We start from the raw sequence: 19,829 nt of genomic DNA, 5'->3' as shown, positions 1-19,829 counted from the left end.
TGATCATGCCGACAAAAGATGCAAAGAATATCGTTCTTGTTGTGGATGATATCGCTGAAAACATCACGATATTGCACAGGGTGCTGAGTAAGGAATACAAGGTAAAGGTTGCCACCAATGGAGAAAAAGCATTGGAGGTTGCCCGTACAGAACCACAGCCGGACATCATCCTGCTCGACATCATGATGCCCGGAATGGACGGATACACTGTTTGCCAAAAGCTCAAGGCCGATTCGGAAACAGCAAAAATACCCGTCATCTTCGTAACGGGCATGTCGGAAATTGAAGATGAAAAAAGGGGATTCCAGGTTGGAGCTGTGGATTACATAGCCAAGCCCATCTTTCCCTCCATTGTGCTGGCCCGGGTCAGGACGCATCTTGCCCTTGCAGATCAACAACGTACCTGTGAGCGCGTGGTGAACGAGCAGGTTGCCACCATCCGCAAAGGGCAAAGAGACGCAATAGACATGCTTGGCCATGCCGGGCACTACAATGATGATGATACAGGTGTGCACATTTGGCGCATGGCAATCTATTCCAAAACTCTTGCCAAAGCTATCAACTGGCCCGTGGAAGCACAGGACATGCTGCTGCTTGCAGCACCCATGCACGACACAGGGAAAATAGGCATCCCGGACTCCATTCTTAAAAAGCCAGGCAAATTGACGAGCGAAGAATGGGAAATAATGAAAACGCACACCACAATAGGCCATAAAATACTTTCTTTTAGCGATGCGCCGGTTTTCGTCATGGCTGCAAAGATTGCCCTGAGCCACCATGAACGATGGGATGGAATGGGCTATCCCCATAAACTGGAAAGAAACGACATTCCGCTCTCCGCCCGGATAGTTGCCATATCCGATGTCTTTGACGCGCTGACCATGAAACGTCCATACAAGCCCGCCTGGAAGATTGAACGAGCCTTTGAGTATATTGGCGATAGCAAGGGGCATTTTGATCCCCAGTTGGTCGACCTCTTCCTCTCCATGAAGAATGACATCGTCGCCTTAAAAAATGAGTGGGATAGCAAAGAAAAAGATAAGACAACAATTTCCACAAAACCTCTCACCGAAGAGTGAAAGACAGGTATATCAATCGCCTTGCTCCTGAAGTGCCCTATAGATGACGGACACGAACCGAGAGGTTACTGTTCGCTCCAACAGGAGAGCATAGTGGCACGTATGAGATATTCAAAAGATTTCAAGTTGTCAGCGGCAAAGCTTGTTGTCGAACAAGGGTATTCCTTTTCTGAGGTTGCACAGCAGCTTGGCTGTAGCGGCTGGTCAGTTCGTGATTGGGTTAGAAAGTATCGTGCAAGTGGCGAACTTTCTCCCAGAGAGGAGAGCACGTCAGCTGCCAGCGATTATGCCAAGCTGAGGGACGAGAATGCCCGCCTGCGCATGGAGAATGAAATTCTAAAAAAGGCAGCGGCGTACTTTGCAAAAGAGTCCCTGTAAAGTACGCGTGGATCGCAAAGCAAAGGGGACATTACCCGACGAAGGTTCTTTGCAAAGTTCTGTCCGTCAGTAGAAGCGGCTATTATGCATGGGCAAGGCGAAAGCCCGGCAGACTGGCGCTGAAGCGGCAGCTGGTCCTTGCCGCAGCACAGAAGTCGTATCACGCCAGTAGGGGAATTTACGGCTATCGCAAGGTGCATATGGACGTCGTGGAGCAGGTTGGTTTTTGGTGTTGCCCGGAGACAGTGCGGCGGGTGCTGGCGGCTGCTGGACTGCAGTCCAAGTTGAAGCGAAAACATCGTTATCCCTGTCAAACTGGACCGAATCCGCCTGTGGCTGAAAACCATCTTTCACGACAGTTTTTAGCCTCGGCATCGAATCAAAAATGGGCGTCGGACATTACCTACATTCCGACACGAGAAGGCTGGCTGTATCTTGCCGTTACTCTGGATATGTTTTCCAGACGTGTGGTGGGCTGGGCAATGTCGGAACGTGTGGACGCACATCTCGCATGCAAGGCTCTGGCAATGGCTATTAAAGCCAGATCCCCCGAAGCAGGGTTGCTTCATCATAGTGACCAGGGCCGCCAATACACCAGCAAGCTGTATAGAAAAGCCCTGAGTCAAAATGGAATACTTTGTAGCATGAGCCGCAGGGGAAACTGCTGGGACAATGCCGTTGCAAAAACGTTTTTCAGCAAGCTGAAAAGGGAATGGGTAAATTGGAGCAGGTACCAGCCCCGCTCCGAAGCCAAACTGGATATCTTCATGTTCCTGGAAGGATTTTATAACAGGAAACGGCGGCATGCCGGAATCGGTTATAAAAGCCCGGTGGAATATGAAAACATCCACCAGGCTAAAAGTAACGTAGCGGACTAACCTCTCAGAGAATGTCCATTTTTTCTATGGCACTTCATCCTGACAGGACGGTTGTTTCCATTTTGGAAACAACCGCCGCAGATGGCAAAATTACAAGACAAAATTTTTCAACCTAGATGCCATCATATCCGTCGGCTACCGGGTCAACTCATCCAGGACGACTCAATTCAGGATATGGACGACAAGCAAGCTCAAGGAACTGCTCATCAAGGGATTCACCTTCACTGACGAACGAATGAAAAACGGACATCTTTTTGGAAAGACTACGCACCGCGTTCCGAGACCACCGGAAATTTCTATGCCCATGTGCAGGACAAATTCCATTTCGCCATTACGGGCAAGACGGCCTCGGAGATCCAATATGAACCACTCAGTTCACAAGGGACCATTAACGGCAAATGCGTTAATCGCAACACCAGGCCTTACTTCATGCACTCCTCTATTCCTCCCCCAAGCGGCCTCAACCGCTCCAACCGCCTCCCAGTACTTTAAAAAGAGTCAGACGGTTTGCCCGCGCGGCAAGGGACAAACCGATTAAATTCTGTCTGGAAGTAGCATAGGAACGCTGCGCGTCAAGCTTGTCCAAAGAACTGTCCAGGCCGTTTTCGTAGCGTCTGGAGGCGAGCGCATATTCCCTGCCTGTGGCCTTCACCAAGGAGGACTGTGCCCGGACCTGAGCCGTCAGTGCACTGCCTCGTGCCAGCGCGTCGGACACTTCCCGAAACGCCGTCTGCACGGCGTCCTCGTATTGCGCTACGCAGATGTCCCTGTCCACTACGGCGGACTCCACACCGGCGCGGATGGCCCCCCCATGAAAAAGAGGCAAAGTCGCCCGAGGCACGAATGTCCACGTACGAGCGCCACTCCTGAACAACTCGTCCATATCAACACTGGCACTGCCCAGACTCGCCGTAAGATCGATACGGGGAAAATATTTTGCTCTTGCTGCGCCGATATTGGCATTGGCCGCTTTCAAAGCATGCTCGGCTGAAACTACGTCGGGCCGGCGTGTAAGCACCTCGGAAGGAAGGCCGACGGGTACCTCGGCCAAAGGCTGAATTTCCGTAAGCGCCCGTGCGGGAGCCAGGCCGGATACAAGCGGCATCCCCAGCAACAGAACAAGGGCGTTCTCGGCCTCGATAACCCGACCGGAATATCGAGCAACGTCAAGACGGGCCGTTTCCACAGAAATACGGGCCCGAGCCACGTCAACTTCCGTGGCAACACCGTGTTCATAGCGCTCACTGACCATTTTGTACGACGCCTGTTCGGTTTCAAAAATTTCCTGGGACAAGGCGAGCAGTTCCCGATTGGCGGCCAATGTCATGTAAGCCTGCCCCACTTCGGCCACGAGACTCAACTGCACGCTTCTGGCTGCCGCATCGGTGGACAGGTAGGTTTCCAGCGCCCTTTCCTTGAGGCTACGAACCCGTCCAAACAGGTCCAGCTCAAAGGAACTGATACCCACCCCCACGGAATATTCGTGAGACGTATATGCATCTCCCGTCGAAGAAAGAAACTCCGGTGTACGGGCCATGTCGGACTTTGCTTCCGCATCAATATGTGGAAACTGGCCTGCCCTTGTAATGCCATACTGCGCCCGCGCCCTCTCGATCCGCAAAACGGCCACTCGAAGCTCACGGTTATTCTCCAGCGCCAGTTCGATGAGCTGCGACATGGCTTCATCGGCCACAATCTGCCGCCAATCCAACGCCTGCGAGCCCGGCTGGGAGCTGACATCCCCGCCGCCATTCCAATCCTCAGGAACCACGGGAGAAGGCCGCTCATACTGGGGAGCCAAGGTGCAACCGCAGGCCAGCAACAAGACAAACATGGTCAGGCAGGCCCGCCTGAAAACAATCGCCATATACATTGCCACCTCTCACCAGCCCTTACTGCATATTATGGTCTGCTTCCACTGCTCCATGCCAATACGCAAAAGAGAACCCCAAGGGATCAATCCTGTTGGCAAAACAAAGTCCGAACCTGTCATATTGCGACCTGCTCCTCCGAAGAGGAGCAGGCATTGCGCACCTGATAGTAGATGTTCTTCTCGCCCAGGATCTGGGATTCAATGCCGCAGCAGATGGAAAGCAGCCGTTTCTTCACAGAATCTTTTCCCGAGTCATGCTGAAACGGCAGTTCAAGCGAAGAAAGCGGATTCCCCTCCGAAGCGGAATACACCTCGATGCGCTGGCAGGTTGATAAAATCAGGCCGTCCTCATCTTTGTTTTCAGAACAAACTCCGGCCAACTGTGAATAGATGCTGCCAATCTGGCGGGCGTCAAAAAAGGAATGATCCATATAATAGCAATGGTAGGAATCGCTCTGAAACATATTAACCATCCTGATTTGTAGCTAAGGGTAAACGAAAGCAAATCGTTCGTAAGGGAAGGCCCACGTCAAAACCTGTACCTTGCTTCCAAACCGAACGTCTGCGGCTGCGCAGTGAATCCGATTTTATTGGCGGACGAAAAGTACTGCTGGTAGCGCTCGTCAAAGAGGTTCTTGGCGTACAGGTACACGTCAAAGTCATCCATTTCGTAGCCGACGCGGAGGTTGACGGTCGTAACGTCGTTACGCGCGTAGTCGTTGGCGTCGTCCCAATACATCTTGTCGGTGTAAAAAACCTCTCCCCGTGCAAAGAAGCCACGTTCATGCCGATATTGCAGAGCGGCCATGGCGGAGAACCGCGGCGTGTTGGGTATCCAATTATCATCGTAAACAGAGGTGCCGGTAATGGTCTCCTTGGAGTATTCGTCATACTTGGCATGGGTGTATCCACCACTAAACTCTGCATCCAGGGAAGGCAGGATACGATAGGTAATGTCCAGTTCGGCACCGTAGGAAGTAGCCCGGCCCGCATTATCGGCCGTATACAGACCGGCACTGGGATCCCACGACATGACCTGCAAATCCTCAAGCTGGATGTAGTACAGCACGGGGTTCACGATGAGACGGTCGCCAAACCAGGACGTCTTGGCACCAAGTTCATAGTTCCAGGCGGTTTCCGAATCGTAGGTCAACTCGTAAGCGGCTGTAGCGGCGTAGTTGTACCCACCGGGGATGAAGCTCCGGCTGACACTGGCATAGACCATATGGTCGTCCGTAGGCTGCCATTTCAGGTTCACACGAGGGAGCAACTCGTCCCATTCTCCGGTCTCGCGCGTACTCATGGGCGTCTGCCCCATAAGTTGCATGTCGGCATTGGGCTCGTAGTTGATGGAGGCCCGTTTATGTGTGTAGTGCCAACGCAACCCGGTGGTCAGGGTAAACTCGTCCGCCAGGGGAATCTCTATCTGCCCAAAGGGGGCAAAATCCTGTGTGAACTCGCGGTACGGCTGGTTCAAATACGGATGCAGCGGGCCCATCTGCTGGTATTTCTGCTCAATCTTTTTCATATCAAGATCGGTATAGCTGCCGAAAACCCCTGCCAGCCAGATAAGGCCTTCCGCTTCATCGGGCGAGCGGAACCGAAATTCCTGTGTGATCTCCGAACGGGCGACCTTCCTCCCCCCATCGCTTAAAAAATACCCCGGCATGATGTTATTCATATCGAACGCATAGTCCTGATTTTCGATCCTGGCCGTGGTGATGCTCTCAAAGGTCAGGGGAGCAAACTGCATTTTTCCGGAAAGCGCGACATTGAACACGTCGGAATCGTCGTAATCGCTGGATGCGGCATGGGATGTCATGCCCACGCTGTCGCCCAAAGTGTAGGGAGGCATATCCTCGTTGGCCACTGTGTAGTCAAACAACAGGGCAAACTCCGATTTATTGGTGGGCGTAAGTCGTAACTGCCCCTTGACGCGGTCCGTCTGCAGGCTGTCACGGTCATTCGAGTTGGGATTGTCCATAAACCCGTAGTTGTACTCATGCATGGCGGAAAGGGAAAAGTAGAGCAGATCTTCCTTAATGGGGCCTCTTATGGATGCACCGCCAGCATACGATCCGTACGATTCAACCCGAGCAAAAACATTACCTGCAAAGTTGTTGTCCGGCTTTTTGGTAATGATGTTGATGATGCCGCCCAGCGTGTTTTTGCCGTAGATGACGCTTTGCGCCCCGCGCAGAACCTCGACACGTTCGATGTCCATCAGGTTGGCGTCCAGGTTGAGCACCGTGTCCGCCGGCACGCCATCAATGTATATCACCAAGGGGTTGGTGTTGGTCCCCGTGGCTGTTGGCATGCCGCGAAAGGTCATAAGAGAGGAACCGCCGAAGAAATGTCCCACTTGCAGGTTGGGTATGCGCTGCAGCACGTCGTCGATAGTATAGATGCTGCCATCCTGAATGTCCTGGCTGGATAAGACGGTAATGGCCATGGGCGTTTCCTGCACCTCGGACTCCCGCTTGTCTGCCGTAACCACGACAGGGGGCAGGGCGTACGGGTTCGAAGGTGACGTGGAAACATCATTGCCTTGCTCGGCTGTAGAATGTGTTTGGCCAGAATCCTCGGCCAAGGCCAGAGATGCCCCCCCCAGGAGATACATGATCATCCCGGCCAGCATACATATGAACAGCGTGTATTTTTTCATCGTCCCCTTCTCCTCCAGAACATGGTCTGCGTGAACGCGCAGGTTGAATATGAATGTCAGGATCAACAAAAACATGCTCCCGCTGCCAAACAGCGAACCGGAAGCATAATCTGATTCAGGTTGCAGGCTGCAAGGCCTCAACAGGCCCCTTGCTGTTCCAAAACATGGCGCGCACGCGCAGACCCAATAACAGCGTGGTGATGAAAAGTGCGAGAGTGATGCCCATCCACCAGCCAACCACCCCGAAGTCGGCCACCGGGAAAAATCCGAACGGCAGTGGGCTGCCGGAAAAAAGGTAGCCCGCGGGAATTCCCACAGCCCAATACGAGACCGTAGTAAAAACAAAGGGCAGTCCCACATCGCCTATGCCCCGCAGAACCCCGTTCAGGCTTACCTGCATGGCGTCCACAATCTGGAAAAACGCCGCCACATGCAAAATGGCAACTGCCAGCGGAATCACGGTGGCCTCATCGATGAATGCGGAAACCAGCTTCTCGTCATTCAGCACCATGCCTGCCATGAGCACGCAGCCGATAATGACGCTCATGACAAGAATGCCGGAAACCGACGTGCGCAAGGGCACCTTGTCGCCGCTTCCATAAAGATTGCCCACACGAATACAGGCAGCCCCGGCAAAGGCCACGGCAGTGCTGAAAAAAAGAATCATGCAGTTGAAGGCAACCTGATGTGCAGCCGCTGCCGCTGCACCTTCACGGCTGATGAACATGGTCATGACGGAAAAAACAAGAAACTCCGAAGTAAAGCACAGCCCGATGGGCGCTCCGGTTTTGGCAATACGCAAAAAGGAAGCCGGGTCCGGGCGGTACAAAGTGGCAAAGACCCGTTTTCCGGCAAAACGCGGGCTCAGGCAGACATACCCGGCAAGCATCAGTAAAAAACAAAAATTGGTGCATACCGTGGCAATGCCGCACCCCACCACGCCCAGTTCCGGCATCCCCAGATTGCCGAACATGAATCCGTAGTTGAAAAAGGCCTTCACGCCGATAATGATGACCGACATAACCGTGACGGGTACCACCACCTTTTGCCCTTCACAGTAGAAACGCAGGGTGAACATAAGACAGGCCAGAGGTAGCCCCCATGCCTCTGCCCGGATATAACGTCCCGCAAGGGATGCCACATCTTCCTGTACGCCGAGCAGCCCGAGGTGCCCGGAAACGAAAAAGAGGACAAGCCCTGCCAACGGCCCCACTAGCAAAGCCAGATACAGGGATTGCTGGGTCAAATTGTCGATGCTCCCCCTGTCATCAGCCCCAAAGGCCTGGGAAACAAAAATAACCAGTCCGTATATGATACCCAGAATGAACACCTGAAACGGCACCCACACGGCCACTCCCACGGCGATACTGGCCAACTCCAGAGTTCCAAGACTGCCAGCCATGGCGGAATCCACAACTCCGCTTGCTATGCTTGCGTATTGTGAAACGACAATAGGTAGAAAAAGGGGGATGAGCTTGGGGGTCTCCGAGCGTAAAGCCTGTATAGCGGACATTTTCCCTCCCAGGGAACATGGGGATTCGGTAACTTTTGCCAACGCACCGTAGCAAAAGCCGAAGCACCGTTCTCCACGCATTTCGACGCAAAACTACCCCATTTTTTCATCCCCCCCGTTCATGACCGGCTTTCGCTGCATTCCCGAAAAGGATTCTTCTATGGTCTGGTCTGTTCGCTGGAATTGCACAGGACGTCGTGGGAAAAAGAAGCAAAGGGCAATAAAAACGGCCCGCCGTATACCGAGCGGGCCGAAAAACACGTTTCAGGACCTTGACCGCAGGCTGAACACAAAATGCTCTATGGCCGTCACCCCAGCCGGGAGGCCGCCTTAGGTGTCAGATTGTACTGTTTCTTGAACGCGGAAATGAAATGGCTGACATTTGAATAGCCCACCTCGAAGGCGCATTCGCTGACGTTGAGCTTGCGTGCCACCAGCATGGAATAGGCATGTGACATTTTGCAATACTGAATGTACTGGGCAATTGTTGTTGAGTACAACGCCCGAAACGCCTTGTTGGCCTTGGAAAAACTCATGCCTATGGTGGTGCAGGCTTCAGCGGCGGAACCGATGGTCAAAAAATTGCTCTCTATGTTTTCCTTGAGTTCCGCCAGCCGACGTTTGTCCTGTTCGTGCAGCAAAATCTGCGGGGCATTTTCAGACATGGCCGCCTGACTGAACAATTTCGCAAAAAAATGCAGCGCCGTACAGCGGCAGCACAGCAGATCCAAAGGGCCGGCTCCCTGCATTTCATGCAGCTGCCGTGCAATGCTGACTGCATCTGGAGAGGCAATTCCCGAAAGGAGAGTGGTGTCTTCCGGACTTTTGGCCATTGTTTCGTCCAGCAGGCCGCGCAAGGACGTGCCGGCCTTCTCCCCAAAGATCTCATCAAGGGATGATTCCTGCACGATAAAACCGATATGGCTGTACTTGTCCTGTGCGGGAAAAAACAAATCGACTTCCACGCCGCCGCACCGGCCTAACAAAAACATGTTCTTGTGCACTTCAGTAAAGGCATCCCCCCCGCCCTTGATTTTGTAGCTAAAGCTTCCGTCAAGGACCAAAAAGGCAATGACTATGGGGAGATCGCAGCGAACCGATTTGGTGACAGGGGAATGAACATTCAGCGCTCCGCAGGCACCGAAATGAAACCCCGGCAGCGGATTGAATATAAATCCCTCCCCAGACAACATTTCACCACCAAAATAGAGCTTTTCCGGTTTTTCGTGCAGCGGATATTCCTGTGACAGCCGCAGCCCCATGGAAATCTTATCGCAAATCGCTACTTGAGAACTGGCTTGCATAGCGACCTCCTCTGTCGTCTATAAACACATATTGCATTTAGATAATAATGATATTCATTATCAATATATTGTTTATCCAATACCCACTTCACTTCCCGAAGGCAACATAAATTATCCTCTTTCGTGTCCCTCCGTTTCCAATTTACTCGCAACAAATTCAAGAATGCCCGATTTCCCCCTCACAAAAACATCCGCCCTGTTTTCCGCTATACGCTCCATGAAGAGTGCCTCGAATCCAGTTGCCACATACACCGAATTCACACTGCAATATTTTGCTTTCCAAGGAGTGTGCATGACTAGAACCCAACCTATCCGATGGCTGTTTTCAATGGCCCCCGAAGCCTGGCCGGATCTCATCCGCTCGATTCTGTTGGCCTGCGCCGCCGCCCTGCTCTATCCCGTCCCGATATTCATGGCCTGGCTCATTCTCCGCCAGTATCTGTCGCAGGGCACTGCTTCGGGGTTGCCCGTCCTGCCCTGTCTCGTTGCACTGGTCGCCATCGTCCTAAACACCATATGCCGGACAGCCTCGTCCCACCTTTCGCACAGGGCCGCCTTTGCCCTGAATACAGGAGTTTGCGCCGCAGCCTTGGAGCACCTCGGCAAACTGCCGTTGCACTGGTTCGCGGGAAAAAGCGTCGGGGGCCTGAAAAAAACCCTGGGCCATGAACTGGACCAGGTGGAAAATTTTGTTGCCCACAATGTTACCGACGGCGTCGGCTCGCTCCTGCTGCCCGTGGTGACTATCGTTGCATTGTTCTTCGTCAGCGCCCCTTTGGCCTTGATCATGCTGGCACTCATAGCCGCAGCCGCAATCTGCCACGCCGGAAGCCTTGCTCTCATGATGAAGAAAACCTCATTGACGCAGGACTATCTCGATTCCCTGGAAATGCTTCACGCCGATGCCGTGGAATTTGTGGAAGGAATGCCGGACATCAAAATATTCAACCGCAGCGCGGATTCGTTCTCCCGCATGCAAAAAGCCATTCTCCAATTCAAAAAAATCCAAGTCATGGCCCGGAACGTCTTCGTCCGCCGCTGGGTCGTCTTCATAACCCTGACCACCATGTCCTTCGGTGCTTTGGCCATTGCCGGGGCCTATCTCCATCTGGCCGGACTCGTGCCCTTTGAAAATATCGTCCTTTTCCTGATGCTCGGCGTGGCTTCCTTCGCCCCTCTCTCCCGACTGGTCCGTTTCGTGACGCTCCTGTGGAGGGCCATCATGGGGTATACCAACATCAAGGAACTGCTGGACACACCCGCTGAATCCCGTGGCGAACGAACAGCCGACGACGTCACCACCCCCGACCTCATCGTCGACCATCTTTCGGTTGCCTACGAAGGCAAAACCGTTCTGCACGACATTTCGTTCTCGGCCCAGGCTGGTACGGTAACGGCCATTGTAGGCCACAGCGGCTCCGGTAAAAGCACTATTGCCGCCGTCATTGCGGGTATGGAAAAGGCCACCGAAGGGACCATCCGCGTGGACGGAATTCCCCTGCAGGAATTTTCCGGCCCACAACTCTCCCATGTGATGGGAATGGTCTTTCAACAGCCGTTCATATTCTCGGCAACAGTGGCGGAAAATATCGCCATCGGCATGCCGGACGCCCCCCTGCAGGACATCAAAAAAGCGGCGGACATGGTCGGCTGCCATGAATTCATCTCCGGCCTCCCCCAAGGATACGACACCCACATAGGCGCGGGTGGACAGGTCCACCTAAGCGGCGGGCAACGCCAACGAATCGCCTTGGCACGCATGGCCCTGCGCAACGCCCCCATCGTGCTGCTGGACGAAGCCACCGCCTTTGCCGACCCGGAATCCGAAGCCGCAATCCAAAAGGGACTGTCACGCTTCCTCTCGAACAAAAACGTCCTTGTCATCGCCCACAGGCTGCCGTCGATTGCCGGAGCCGACAACATCATAGTGCTGGACAAAGGGCGTATCGTGGAAACAGGCAGGCACGAGGATTTGCTGAAAAACAACGGAACCTACACACGCATGTGGGAAGCCTACACCACGTCCAGAAGCTGGATGATCGCCACCGATGATGAACACCGCAACACCCCCAAAGACGATCCAGCTCAGGACACCATCGAACAGGAGATGACAGCATGCTGAACATGCTCAAAATGATCCGGTTCACACTTGGAGAACTGGGGCCCATCGTCCGCTCCGGCCTGTTGAACCTGGGCGTCGGGATTGTTCTCGGCGCATTGTACGTCGTCGTCTACCTCCTGCTGCTTTCGCTGATGCGTGGAACAGCAACCATAGAGTCTGTCACCATCTATAGTCTGCTGTTGGCAGTCCTCATATGGGGCTACTACATCGCCTCCATCCATCTCAATCGATTTTCGCTTCAAGCCGGATACGATTCGGTGGCCGAGCTGAGGTTGCAGCTTTCAAATCATCTGCGCAGGCTTCCGCTGTCTTTTTTCAAAAAAAACGATACCGCAGCCATCAGCGGCCGTTTTCTGCACGACATGTCCGACGCCGAAGCCGTCTTCTGCATCTACCTGCACGAGATCATCACTTCGCTCATCATCCTGGGGCTCTACGGAGCCATGCTGTGCATCGCCGATATGCGCCTTGGGCTGATTGTCGTTGTCTCGGCCCTCAGCACACTGCCGTATGTCTTCCATGCCGCCAGGGAACTGGGCCGGGAAGCACCAGGATACATCGCGGCACGCTCGCTCACGGACAAAACCCTGTTGGAATATCTCAACGGCATCAGCGAACTCAAAGCAGCCAATATGACCGGAAAACGCTTCACCCCATGGGCCGAGGCAAACAAACGCTTCCGGACCATGGCCCTTGCCATGGAAACGCGCTTCGGGCTGCGGGGCCAGATTTTCCTGGCAATGTTGGACGCCTCGTTCGTGCTCATGCTCCTTGCGGGCAGCTGGTTTGTTGCCGGAACAACCATGACCGTGGGCGTATTCCTGTTCTTCCTGCTCTTCAGCGGCAAATTCTACCAGCCATTACAGGATTTCGGAGTATTCATCGCCGAATTCCGCTACGTCATGGCCTCGCTCAAACGCATTGCCGACATCCTTTACGAATCTCCCCTCCCCCGCTTTTCCGGGCACACTCCGCCCCAAGGGCATGCCATAGAATTCAACCACGTCAGCTTCGCATACGACGACAAGACGGTGCTGCGCGATATATCCTTCAACGTCCCCGAAGGCACGGTAACCGCACTGGTGGGCGAATCGGGCGGCGGTAAAACAACCACCCTGAACCTGCTGCTGCGTTTCTGGGACGTGGCCTCCGGAACCATCAGCATAGGGGAAACGGACATACGCACCTTTGCCCAGGAAGACTTTTACAGTCTCTTCAGCGTGGTTTTTCAGGATGTCTACCTCTTTAATGACACGGTGATGAACAATATCCGGCTCGCACGACAGGACGCCTCCGACGAGGAAGTCATGGAGGCTGCCCGCATGGCCTGCTGCCACGATTTCATCATGGCTTTGAAACAAGGCTACCACACCAACGTGGGGGAAAAGGGGGCACGCCTTTCCGGAGGCGAACGCCAACGCATAGCCATTGCCCGCGCCATCCTCAAAAACGCTCCCATCCTGCTTCTGGACGAAGCAACCGCATCCATCGACCCGGAAAACGAACTGCTTTTGCAGCAAGGTCTGACCAACCTCATGCGCGGCAAGACGCTGCTGGTTATCGCCCACCGTCTATCCACCATCCGTCAAGCTCATCAGATTCTGGTGCTGCGCGACGGAAAAATCGCAGAACACGGCACCCACTCCTCCCTGCTGAAAAATGGCAGTCATTACTGCAATGCATGGAAAAATCAGGAACAAATCAGATCATGGAACATAGCGAACCGCGTCTCATGAAAAAAACGAACGCAGTAAAAGAGCTTTCTCCTGGCAAGCCCCCCCGGGGAATTGGAAGAATCTGGGCCTGGGGACGCGCCCGCCCCAAGCGCAGCCTGGCTATGCTGGTAATTCTGGCCCTGCTGCCCGTAGCAACCAATCTATCCGGCAGCACCACGGCTCCCGTGGTCCACGAAACAACAACGGTTCAGCGGGGCTCCCTCAAAAAGGAACTGCCCGCCACCGGCATCATCAAGCCGGAGGAAGGGGCCGAGGTGAAGACCGGTTCGCGCTTTACAGGAGTTATCCGCCGACTTTTCGCCAAACTCGGGGACCCGGTAAGCAAAGGACAGATCGTGGCCGAACTGGACGACCGGGAACAACAATCCGAATGCCGCCGCCACGAGGCCACAATCCGCCGCCTGGAAGCGGAGCTGAAACAGGTGGAAACAACCTATCCCCTGCGGATTGCCGAGGCGGCCGCACAAGTAGCCGTCTGCCAGGCAGAGATGGAATACGCCCAGGGAAACTACGAGCGGGTGGCCCCGATGGACAGCGGCGGCGTATCCGAAGACGATGTAGAAAAATCCCAAAGCACGCTGAAGGTCAAACAAGAGGCCCACAATTTGGCGGTCAGCGCCCATAGCCGGGTGGAGAAAGAATTCATCACCGAGCGTACCCGTCTGGCAGAAGCCGTGGCCGAAGCCAGGGCTGACCTGGCCGCCGCACAGATACGCCTGTCCTACTCCCAGATTTTGAGCCCCATGGACGGGGTTGTCAGTGAAATCACGGCCCAGGAAGGAGAAACCCTGGTGGCTGGCCTGCAGGTGGCCTATCTGGTTACGGTCATGGATCCCTCACGACTTGAACTGCAAATCTACGTTGACGAAAACGACATCGGCCTGGTCCACCCCGGAGCGCCTGTTTCCTTTACGGTGGAATCACTGCAAGGAAAGGTCTTTTCCGGCGTCATAGATCTCATCCATCCGGGAGCGGAGATTCGCAACAACATCGTCTACTACCGCGCCCTGGTCCGGCTGCCTCCGGAAACATCCCTGGCTCTGCGTCCGGAAATGACGGTCCGCTGCCGCATCATGGTCGCGCAAAAGGACGATGTCCTGATGGTTCCCAATACGGCCTTCAAATGGCTCGGCACCAGACGAGTGGTGTTCGTCAAAAATGCTTCGGGAGAAATTGTCCCGCTTTCCCCAAAAACCGGCCTGGAAGGGCTGTCGCAAACAGAAATACTCAGCGACATCGAAGAGGGAGCCACGGTTGTGCTCAATCTGGACCTCCCCTCCCCCCTGCCCCAGGAGTGGACACAATGAGGCGGCACGCTGAAACAACCGCGCCGAAAAACGACACCCGGCGTACAATCATAGAACTTAGGAACGTAACCAAGACCTTTTTCATGAAAGGCTTGAGCACCACGGTGCTGCACGGCATTTCTCTTTGTATCCGGCAAGGAGATTTCATGGCATTGACCGGCAGTTCCGGGTCGGGAAAATCAACGCTGTTGCACATCATGGGACTGTTGGAACAACCAACGGAAGGGGAATATCTCCTTGCCGGGCGTTCCGTGCAGTCGCTGGACGACAAAGACCTGAGCGCATTGCGAAACCAGGTACTGGGTTTCGTGTTCCAAAACTTTTTCCTTATCCCCTATGCCACGGCCCTGGAAAATGTCCTGCTGCCGGGAACATACAGCAACCGTTCCGGGACCGAGCTGCGCGACCGGGCCGAATATCTCCTGGAAAAGGTGGGGCTTGCAGACCGCATGGACTTCACTCCTTCCCGGCTGTCCGGAGGTCAGCAACAGCGAGTGGCCCTGGCCCGTGCTCTGCTGGGCGAACCCGACATACTGCTGGCGGACGAGCCCACCGGCCAGCTTGACTCCACAACCAGCAGATCCATCCTGGATCTTTTTTCACGCATCAACAAAGAAGGAACGACCATCGTGGTCGTAACTCATGGCGAAGAGACTGCGTCCTGTGCGAAAACCCGCCTGGAAATGCACGATGGCTGTATTCAGGCTCCCCAGAGGGAACACGCATGAATCTCGTCCGCCTCCTGCGCATTGCCGTACAAAGCCTGCGGGCCGTGCTTGCCTTCTGGCCCCGCAGTCTGTTCATCGTCTGCGGCATCGGCCTGGGCATAGCGTCTCTGACCATCATCCTGGCCTCCATGAAGGGAGCAGGTGAGCAGGCGGCCTGGCTGGCCCGGCAGTTCGGCCCGTCGTCCATCAACGTCATGAGCGGCAGAGCGGAAACCGAAGCCCTGAAACGGAGCCCCATGACCATGACCTGGCACGACAAGCAGAGCATAGAAGCCCTGGTACCAGGCGTGCAAACCGCCGCCCCTCTGCTGATGGGCTACCGCCCCACCCTGCGCTACGGCAAAAAACGCTACACTACGGAAAACCTCTGCGGCGTTTCGGAAGCACACGGCCCGACCTGGGGCTGGTATCTCAGCGAGGGGAGGGATTTCACCAAAGAGGACATAAAAAAACGGGCCGGGGTCTGTTTTCTCGGCAGCATCCCCAAAAAGGCCCTGTTTGGAGGCGCAAATCCTATTGGAAAAATTGTGCTCGTGGACGACGTGCCGTTCACGGTAATCGGCATGCTTTCCCACCTTGGCATGTCGGGCGGCGGAGTGAGCTTCGACGATCGGGTCACCATTCCCGTGACCACCATGATCGAACGCTTCAATCTCGACCGCGACCGGCTTACACAGATGCGCGTGAAATTCCCTGCCGACACAACGCCCGAACAGATGAAAGAGCATGTTGCCAGCCTCCGCCTACTGCTGCGCGAACTGCACCACCTTGGCCCGGATACTCCAGATGACTTCCAGCTTTTCACAATGCAGTCCATCATCGACTTTGTGAATCTGATCAAGGGCAGCGTTAGCATTTTTCTCGGCATCGTAGCCGTCATCGCCCTTTTGGCCGGAGGTTTTTCCCAGGCCAACCTTTTTTATCTTTCGGTTTCGGCTCGAAAAGAAGAAATCGGCCTGCGCAAGGCCATGGGGGCGTCGCAACAGGACATCCTTTTGCAATTTCTTATGGAAGCTGCCCTGCTCGCCACCGGAGGTGCCGCCTTGGGCCTGCTTTTGGGGATTGGTTGCGGCAGGCTGCTCGCTTCCTTCGACGTGATGCAAATAGCTCTTTCCCCGGCCGTTTTTCTCTGGGGATTTGTTGCAGCAGTCTGCGTAAGCATCATTTCCAGTCTTCGCCCTGCCCGCAACGCTGCCAGCATGCAGCCCGCAGCCGCCCTCAAAGGCCTCTCATGAAGAACTCTCTTCTTCAAAAAATCTGCTCTCCACTCAGCAAGTGGGCCCGGACATTGCAACTGGTTCTGGCTGTACTGCGCCAGCACCGCCTGCGCACCGTGCTGGCCACCCTGGGGGTTTTTCTTGGGGCGCTGCTGCTGACCTGTATCCTGCATGTTCTTGCGGGAGTAACCGCAAACATCGAGTTGGAAGCCAAACGCCTTGGGTCACACACAATGACCGTGGCACCGGTGAACGTCCAATTCAATCGCAAGGATGCCCCCCGGCGGGGTACGATCACCACCTTTGACAACCCGGCTGGCAGCACACAGGGAGCTGAAGCCGGGATGCCCAATGCACCAGAGCAGAGTCCAGACGCGGATACGCCATCGCAAAACCAGGCTGAATCGGAATCGTCCGGCGACATCGCGCGCAAGCAGGCCAAAACCGCCGCAACTCTGACTCTGGACGATGTTTCCGCCATCTGTTCGGGCTTTCCGCGCCTTCTGCGCGCGGCCCCTTATATTCTCTCCTCCTGTCAGGTCAGCCCGTTCATTCTGCCCGGAGACACCGACCGCTTGGAAAGTGCAACATCCTCATGCCAAGTATACGCAACAACACCCGAGTACGTGCAGGTTAAACACGCTTCGCCACAATATGGTCGGTTCTTTCGGGACGAGGAAGACACGAACAAGGTACTTGTTTGTGTGCTCGGCTATTCCCTGGCCGAGCGGCTCTTCGGCAAAGCAAAAAATGCTGTTGGTGCTACGGTACGCCTGCTGGAATCCCCACTGCGCGTAGTGGGCGTCATGGAAAAACGCGGCCTGGACGCGTTCGGAACCCGCCTTGATGAGATGATTTTCGTTCCGCTTCGTACCTACCGCCTCCGGCTCACGGGGCAGGACCATCTGTCGGGCGCCGATTTCACACTTGCAGCCCGCCAAGACCTCGACGGATTACGTACCGGAGTCACAGCCCTACTACGCCGGGCCCACCACCTGCCGGACTTCTGGCCGGACGATTTTTCCATCAGCTTCGGCGACCATGTGGACAATTTCGTAGGCAATGCCCTTCGGCTCATGCGCGCCTTGGGATTTGTAGGGGCGGGCATATCCTTTGCCATCGGCACGCTGGGTATCCTCTCGATAATGACCCTGCTGGTCAGCTCACGTCGGGTTGAAATCGGCATCCGCCGGGCTGTTGGCGCAACACGGCGCAACATAGTCCTTCAGTTTGTGAGCGAAGCCGCAGTTATGGCTTTCGCCGGGGGCTTCCTCGGCGTTATTGTTGGCCTGATTCCGGTGGCATTGTTGGTGGAATTGGGTATCTTTCCGCCTTGTTACGATCCCCTCGTGATTTGCAGCGTTTTTGTTTTGTCTACGGGATGCGGGCTGGTAGCCGGGGCATACCCAGCTTGGCAAGCGGCAAAAACCGAAGTGCTCCAAGCTTTGCACCATGAATAGCCAGAAAATGACGGCATAGACACCGCGGAATCACCTGCAACGTAAAAAGGCCGCCGGAGCATCCCCAGCGGCCTTTTCCAGAGCAGTCCTCATTCCACACATTAGCACCCGCGATGTGTCCACCAATCCTTCCTATGCCAACTCCCTAATGAGTCAGGCCTGAAAAACCCGTTTCAGCTTCTACGCCACATTTTCCGCCAGCCGTCGGCTTGAGTCTTTGCCGAGGAGCAGAAACGCCAAGAGCGCAAAAAACTCTCCGATTTTCCGCATCCACTTCCTGAAGTTGAACGCCGCTGCGGCCATAAACAAGTTAATGGCGTCGCCGACCGCGCCCTTGAGATAGCTCCGGGCCATGCGGTGATCGTGTTTGAGATGGCCGATCACCGGCTCGATAGCCGCCCGACGGCGGAAGCGGAGCCGCGCCATAAGGCGCTGGTACGGTGTGTCCTTCTTCTTCGGAGGCTTTGGGATGAGGATTTGCGTGTCACCGACCTGATTCAGGCCCCTGTAGCCTCGGTCGCAGATCGCCATGGACGGACAGACCCCGGTGACCTCCCAACACTGTTCGAGGACATCCGGCAACGTATGGCCGTCGTAGACGTTCTCGTTGAACGACATCGCGCCGACGATGATACCCGTAGTTTTTGTGACCGCGATGGACGCCTTGCGCCCGAACTCGTACTGCTTGTGCGCTTTACCCTTGGAGATGCAGAGAATATCGGGTTCGTGTAGGCTGTAGACCTTATTCTTGTCGCTTCGTTTCTGGTCCTTGACCCGCTCGTACAGGTCAAGTCGCTCCTGGTGGCGGCCCAGGGCTTCGCCCGGCAATTTGCGCCGGAGTTCACGGATCAAGGCACCAGCCATTGTCCGCATCTTCCTCGCCTTTTTGGCCATCTTCATCCGTTTCAGCCGAAGCTTGGGGAGCGTGCGCTTGAAGCTGCGGCGTAGACCGACGCCTTCGCTGTCCGCGATCTTACGGCAGCCCTCGATGACTTTGGTCAAAAGCTTCAGGTCGGTAGGAAAGGTTACGTTCTTTTCCTGGACCGTGGTATCCACCGTGATCTCTCGTTCTTTGGCGTCATCACCGTGCAGTTCCACGGAGACCTCGAAAATCAGTCGTGCCCCGTCCTCGCCAATGCGCTTGCGGAAATAGATCAAATCCGTGGGATCGCAAGGCAGCTTCCACTGGAACTCGGTCATACCGCAAAACGCCTGGTAGTAGGGATTTTGCGTCCATGCCTCCACGACCCGTTCGTCGCTCAGATTCTCCAACTGCTTGAGCAGCATCAGCCCGACCATTAGCCGGGGCGGCTTGGCTGGCCGACCTTGGTCGCTGTAGAGTCCGGCGAACTCCTCCTCGAATCGCCCCCAGGGAATTCTCCTCGCCAATTGAAGGAGCGGAGCCTTCGGATTGAGCTGGTCCAGAAGGTCTGGGTAAAGGAACGTACCCTGCGGCTGTTTTTTGGGTTTTGCCCTCATGATTCTCCCGCCATTCGCTGCATCATTTCGACCGGTTTTATACGAATTCACAACGTTCTCTGGTCGAAAATACTACATTGTACAAGGAGA

At 55.0% G+C, this 19,829-nt stretch carries 15 protein-coding genes and 2 pseudogenes; 11 read left to right on the top strand and 6 right to left on the bottom strand.

Going from position 1 to position 19,829, the window contains the following annotated elements; all coding sequences use genetic code 11:
* Positions 1–5: 5 nt before the first annotated feature.
* The 5 genes and pseudogenes from ACI0FJ_RS15420 (at position 6) to ACI0FJ_RS15400 (ending at position 2,827) form a co-directional block, all read left to right on the top strand.
* The gene (locus ACI0FJ_RS15420) at positions 6–1,079 is read left to right on the top strand and encodes a response regulator (protein WP_424304783.1); all 1,074 of its coding nucleotides are present in this window, start codon (positions 6–8) and stop codon (positions 1,077–1,079) included.
* Positions 1,080–1,181: 102 nt separating this feature from the next.
* Positions 1,182–1,457 carry a transposase gene (locus tag ACI0FJ_RS15415; RefSeq protein WP_424306476.1) on the top strand — a complete coding sequence of 92 codons (276 nt, stop codon included), beginning with the start codon at positions 1,182–1,184 and terminating at the stop codon, positions 1,455–1,457.
* Between the two features lie 11 nt (positions 1,458–1,468).
* Positions 1,469–2,335, top strand: coding sequence for an IS3 family transposase (locus ACI0FJ_RS15410; RefSeq protein ID WP_424306581.1), 867 nt, complete (start codon positions 1,469–1,471; stop codon positions 2,333–2,335).
* A 121-nt stretch (positions 2,336–2,456) separates the two neighbouring features.
* Positions 2,457–2,528: pseudogene (locus ACI0FJ_RS15405) on the top strand (virulence protein); the annotation flags it as partial.
* A gap of 113 nt (positions 2,529–2,641) precedes the next feature.
* A complete protein-coding gene (locus ACI0FJ_RS15400) occupies positions 2,642–2,827 on the top strand; it encodes a hypothetical protein (RefSeq protein WP_424304782.1) in 186 nt (61 codons plus the stop codon).
* Here the strand turns inward: ACI0FJ_RS15400 and ACI0FJ_RS15395 are convergent.
* From ACI0FJ_RS15395 to ACI0FJ_RS15375, 5 genes are all read right to left on the bottom strand, one after another.
* Positions 2,796–4,202, bottom strand: a complete 1,407-nt coding sequence (locus ACI0FJ_RS15395; protein WP_424304781.1) for an efflux transporter outer membrane subunit — start codon at positions 4,200–4,202, stop codon at positions 2,796–2,798. The two genes, ACI0FJ_RS15400 and ACI0FJ_RS15395, sit on opposite strands and share 32 nt — an antisense overlap.
* 122 nt (positions 4,203–4,324) lie before the next feature.
* Positions 4,325–4,672, bottom strand: coding sequence for a hypothetical protein (locus tag ACI0FJ_RS15390; RefSeq protein ID WP_424304780.1), 348 nt, complete (start codon positions 4,670–4,672; stop codon positions 4,325–4,327).
* 65 nt (positions 4,673–4,737) lie between these two features.
* Positions 4,738–6,873: a TonB-dependent receptor gene (locus ACI0FJ_RS15385; protein WP_424304779.1), complete on the bottom strand. Its 2,136-nt coding sequence runs from the start codon at positions 6,871–6,873 to the stop codon at positions 4,738–4,740.
* Between the two features lie 115 nt (positions 6,874–6,988).
* Positions 6,989–8,386, bottom strand: a complete 1,398-nt coding sequence (locus ACI0FJ_RS15380; RefSeq protein ID WP_424304778.1) for an MATE family efflux transporter — start codon at positions 8,384–8,386, stop codon at positions 6,989–6,991.
* Positions 8,387–8,694: 308 nt separating this feature from the next.
* Entirely contained in the window at positions 8,695–9,690 is a 996-nt protein-coding gene (locus ACI0FJ_RS15375) for a helix-turn-helix domain-containing protein (RefSeq protein WP_424304777.1), read from the bottom strand.
* A 292-nt stretch (positions 9,691–9,982) separates the two neighbouring features.
* Between ACI0FJ_RS15375 and ACI0FJ_RS15370 the strand changes: the two genes are divergently transcribed.
* From ACI0FJ_RS15370 to ACI0FJ_RS15345, 6 genes are read left to right on the top strand one after another with little or no spacing between them, the layout of a single operon-like run.
* Positions 9,983–11,812, top strand: coding sequence for an ABC transporter ATP-binding protein (locus tag ACI0FJ_RS15370; RefSeq protein ID WP_424304776.1), 1,830 nt, complete (start codon positions 9,983–9,985; stop codon positions 11,810–11,812).
* Entirely contained in the window at positions 11,806–13,548 is a 1,743-nt protein-coding gene (locus ACI0FJ_RS15365; protein WP_424304775.1) for an ABC transporter ATP-binding protein, read from the top strand. The genes ACI0FJ_RS15370 and ACI0FJ_RS15365 overlap by 7 nt, the downstream gene beginning before the upstream one ends.
* Positions 13,521–14,855: an efflux RND transporter periplasmic adaptor subunit gene (locus ACI0FJ_RS15360; RefSeq protein ID WP_424304774.1), complete on the top strand. Its 1,335-nt coding sequence runs from the start codon at positions 13,521–13,523 to the stop codon at positions 14,853–14,855. Before ACI0FJ_RS15365 ends, ACI0FJ_RS15360 begins: the two co-directional genes overlap by 28 nt.
* Positions 14,852–15,583 carry an ABC transporter ATP-binding protein gene (locus ACI0FJ_RS15355; RefSeq protein WP_424304773.1) on the top strand — a complete coding sequence of 244 codons (732 nt, stop codon included), beginning with the start codon at positions 14,852–14,854 and terminating at the stop codon, positions 15,581–15,583. Before ACI0FJ_RS15360 ends, ACI0FJ_RS15355 begins: the two co-directional genes overlap by 4 nt.
* Positions 15,580–16,818: an ABC transporter permease gene (locus ACI0FJ_RS15350; RefSeq protein WP_424304772.1), complete on the top strand. Its 1,239-nt coding sequence runs from the start codon at positions 15,580–15,582 to the stop codon at positions 16,816–16,818. The genes ACI0FJ_RS15355 and ACI0FJ_RS15350 overlap by 4 nt, the downstream gene beginning before the upstream one ends.
* On the top strand, positions 16,815–18,260 hold the full coding sequence (locus ACI0FJ_RS15345; protein ID WP_424304771.1) for an ABC transporter permease: 1,446 nt from the start codon (positions 16,815–16,817) through the stop codon (positions 18,258–18,260). Before ACI0FJ_RS15350 ends, ACI0FJ_RS15345 begins: the two co-directional genes overlap by 4 nt.
* A 264-nt stretch (positions 18,261–18,524) precedes the next feature.
* Here ACI0FJ_RS15345 and ACI0FJ_RS15340 read toward each other — a convergent pair.
* Positions 18,525–19,739 (bottom strand): annotated as a pseudogene (locus ACI0FJ_RS15340) (IS5 family transposase); the annotation flags it as partial.
* Positions 19,740–19,829: the final 90 nt, after the last annotated feature.

Origin of the sequence: Desulfovibrio sp. 7SRBS1, assembly GCF_049723905.1 — a bacterium.
Classification (GTDB): domain Bacteria; phylum Desulfobacterota; class Desulfovibrionia; order Desulfovibrionales; family Desulfovibrionaceae.
The sequence above is the reverse complement of the archived record's forward strand: the minus strand, read 5'-3'. Positions and strand labels throughout refer to the sequence as shown.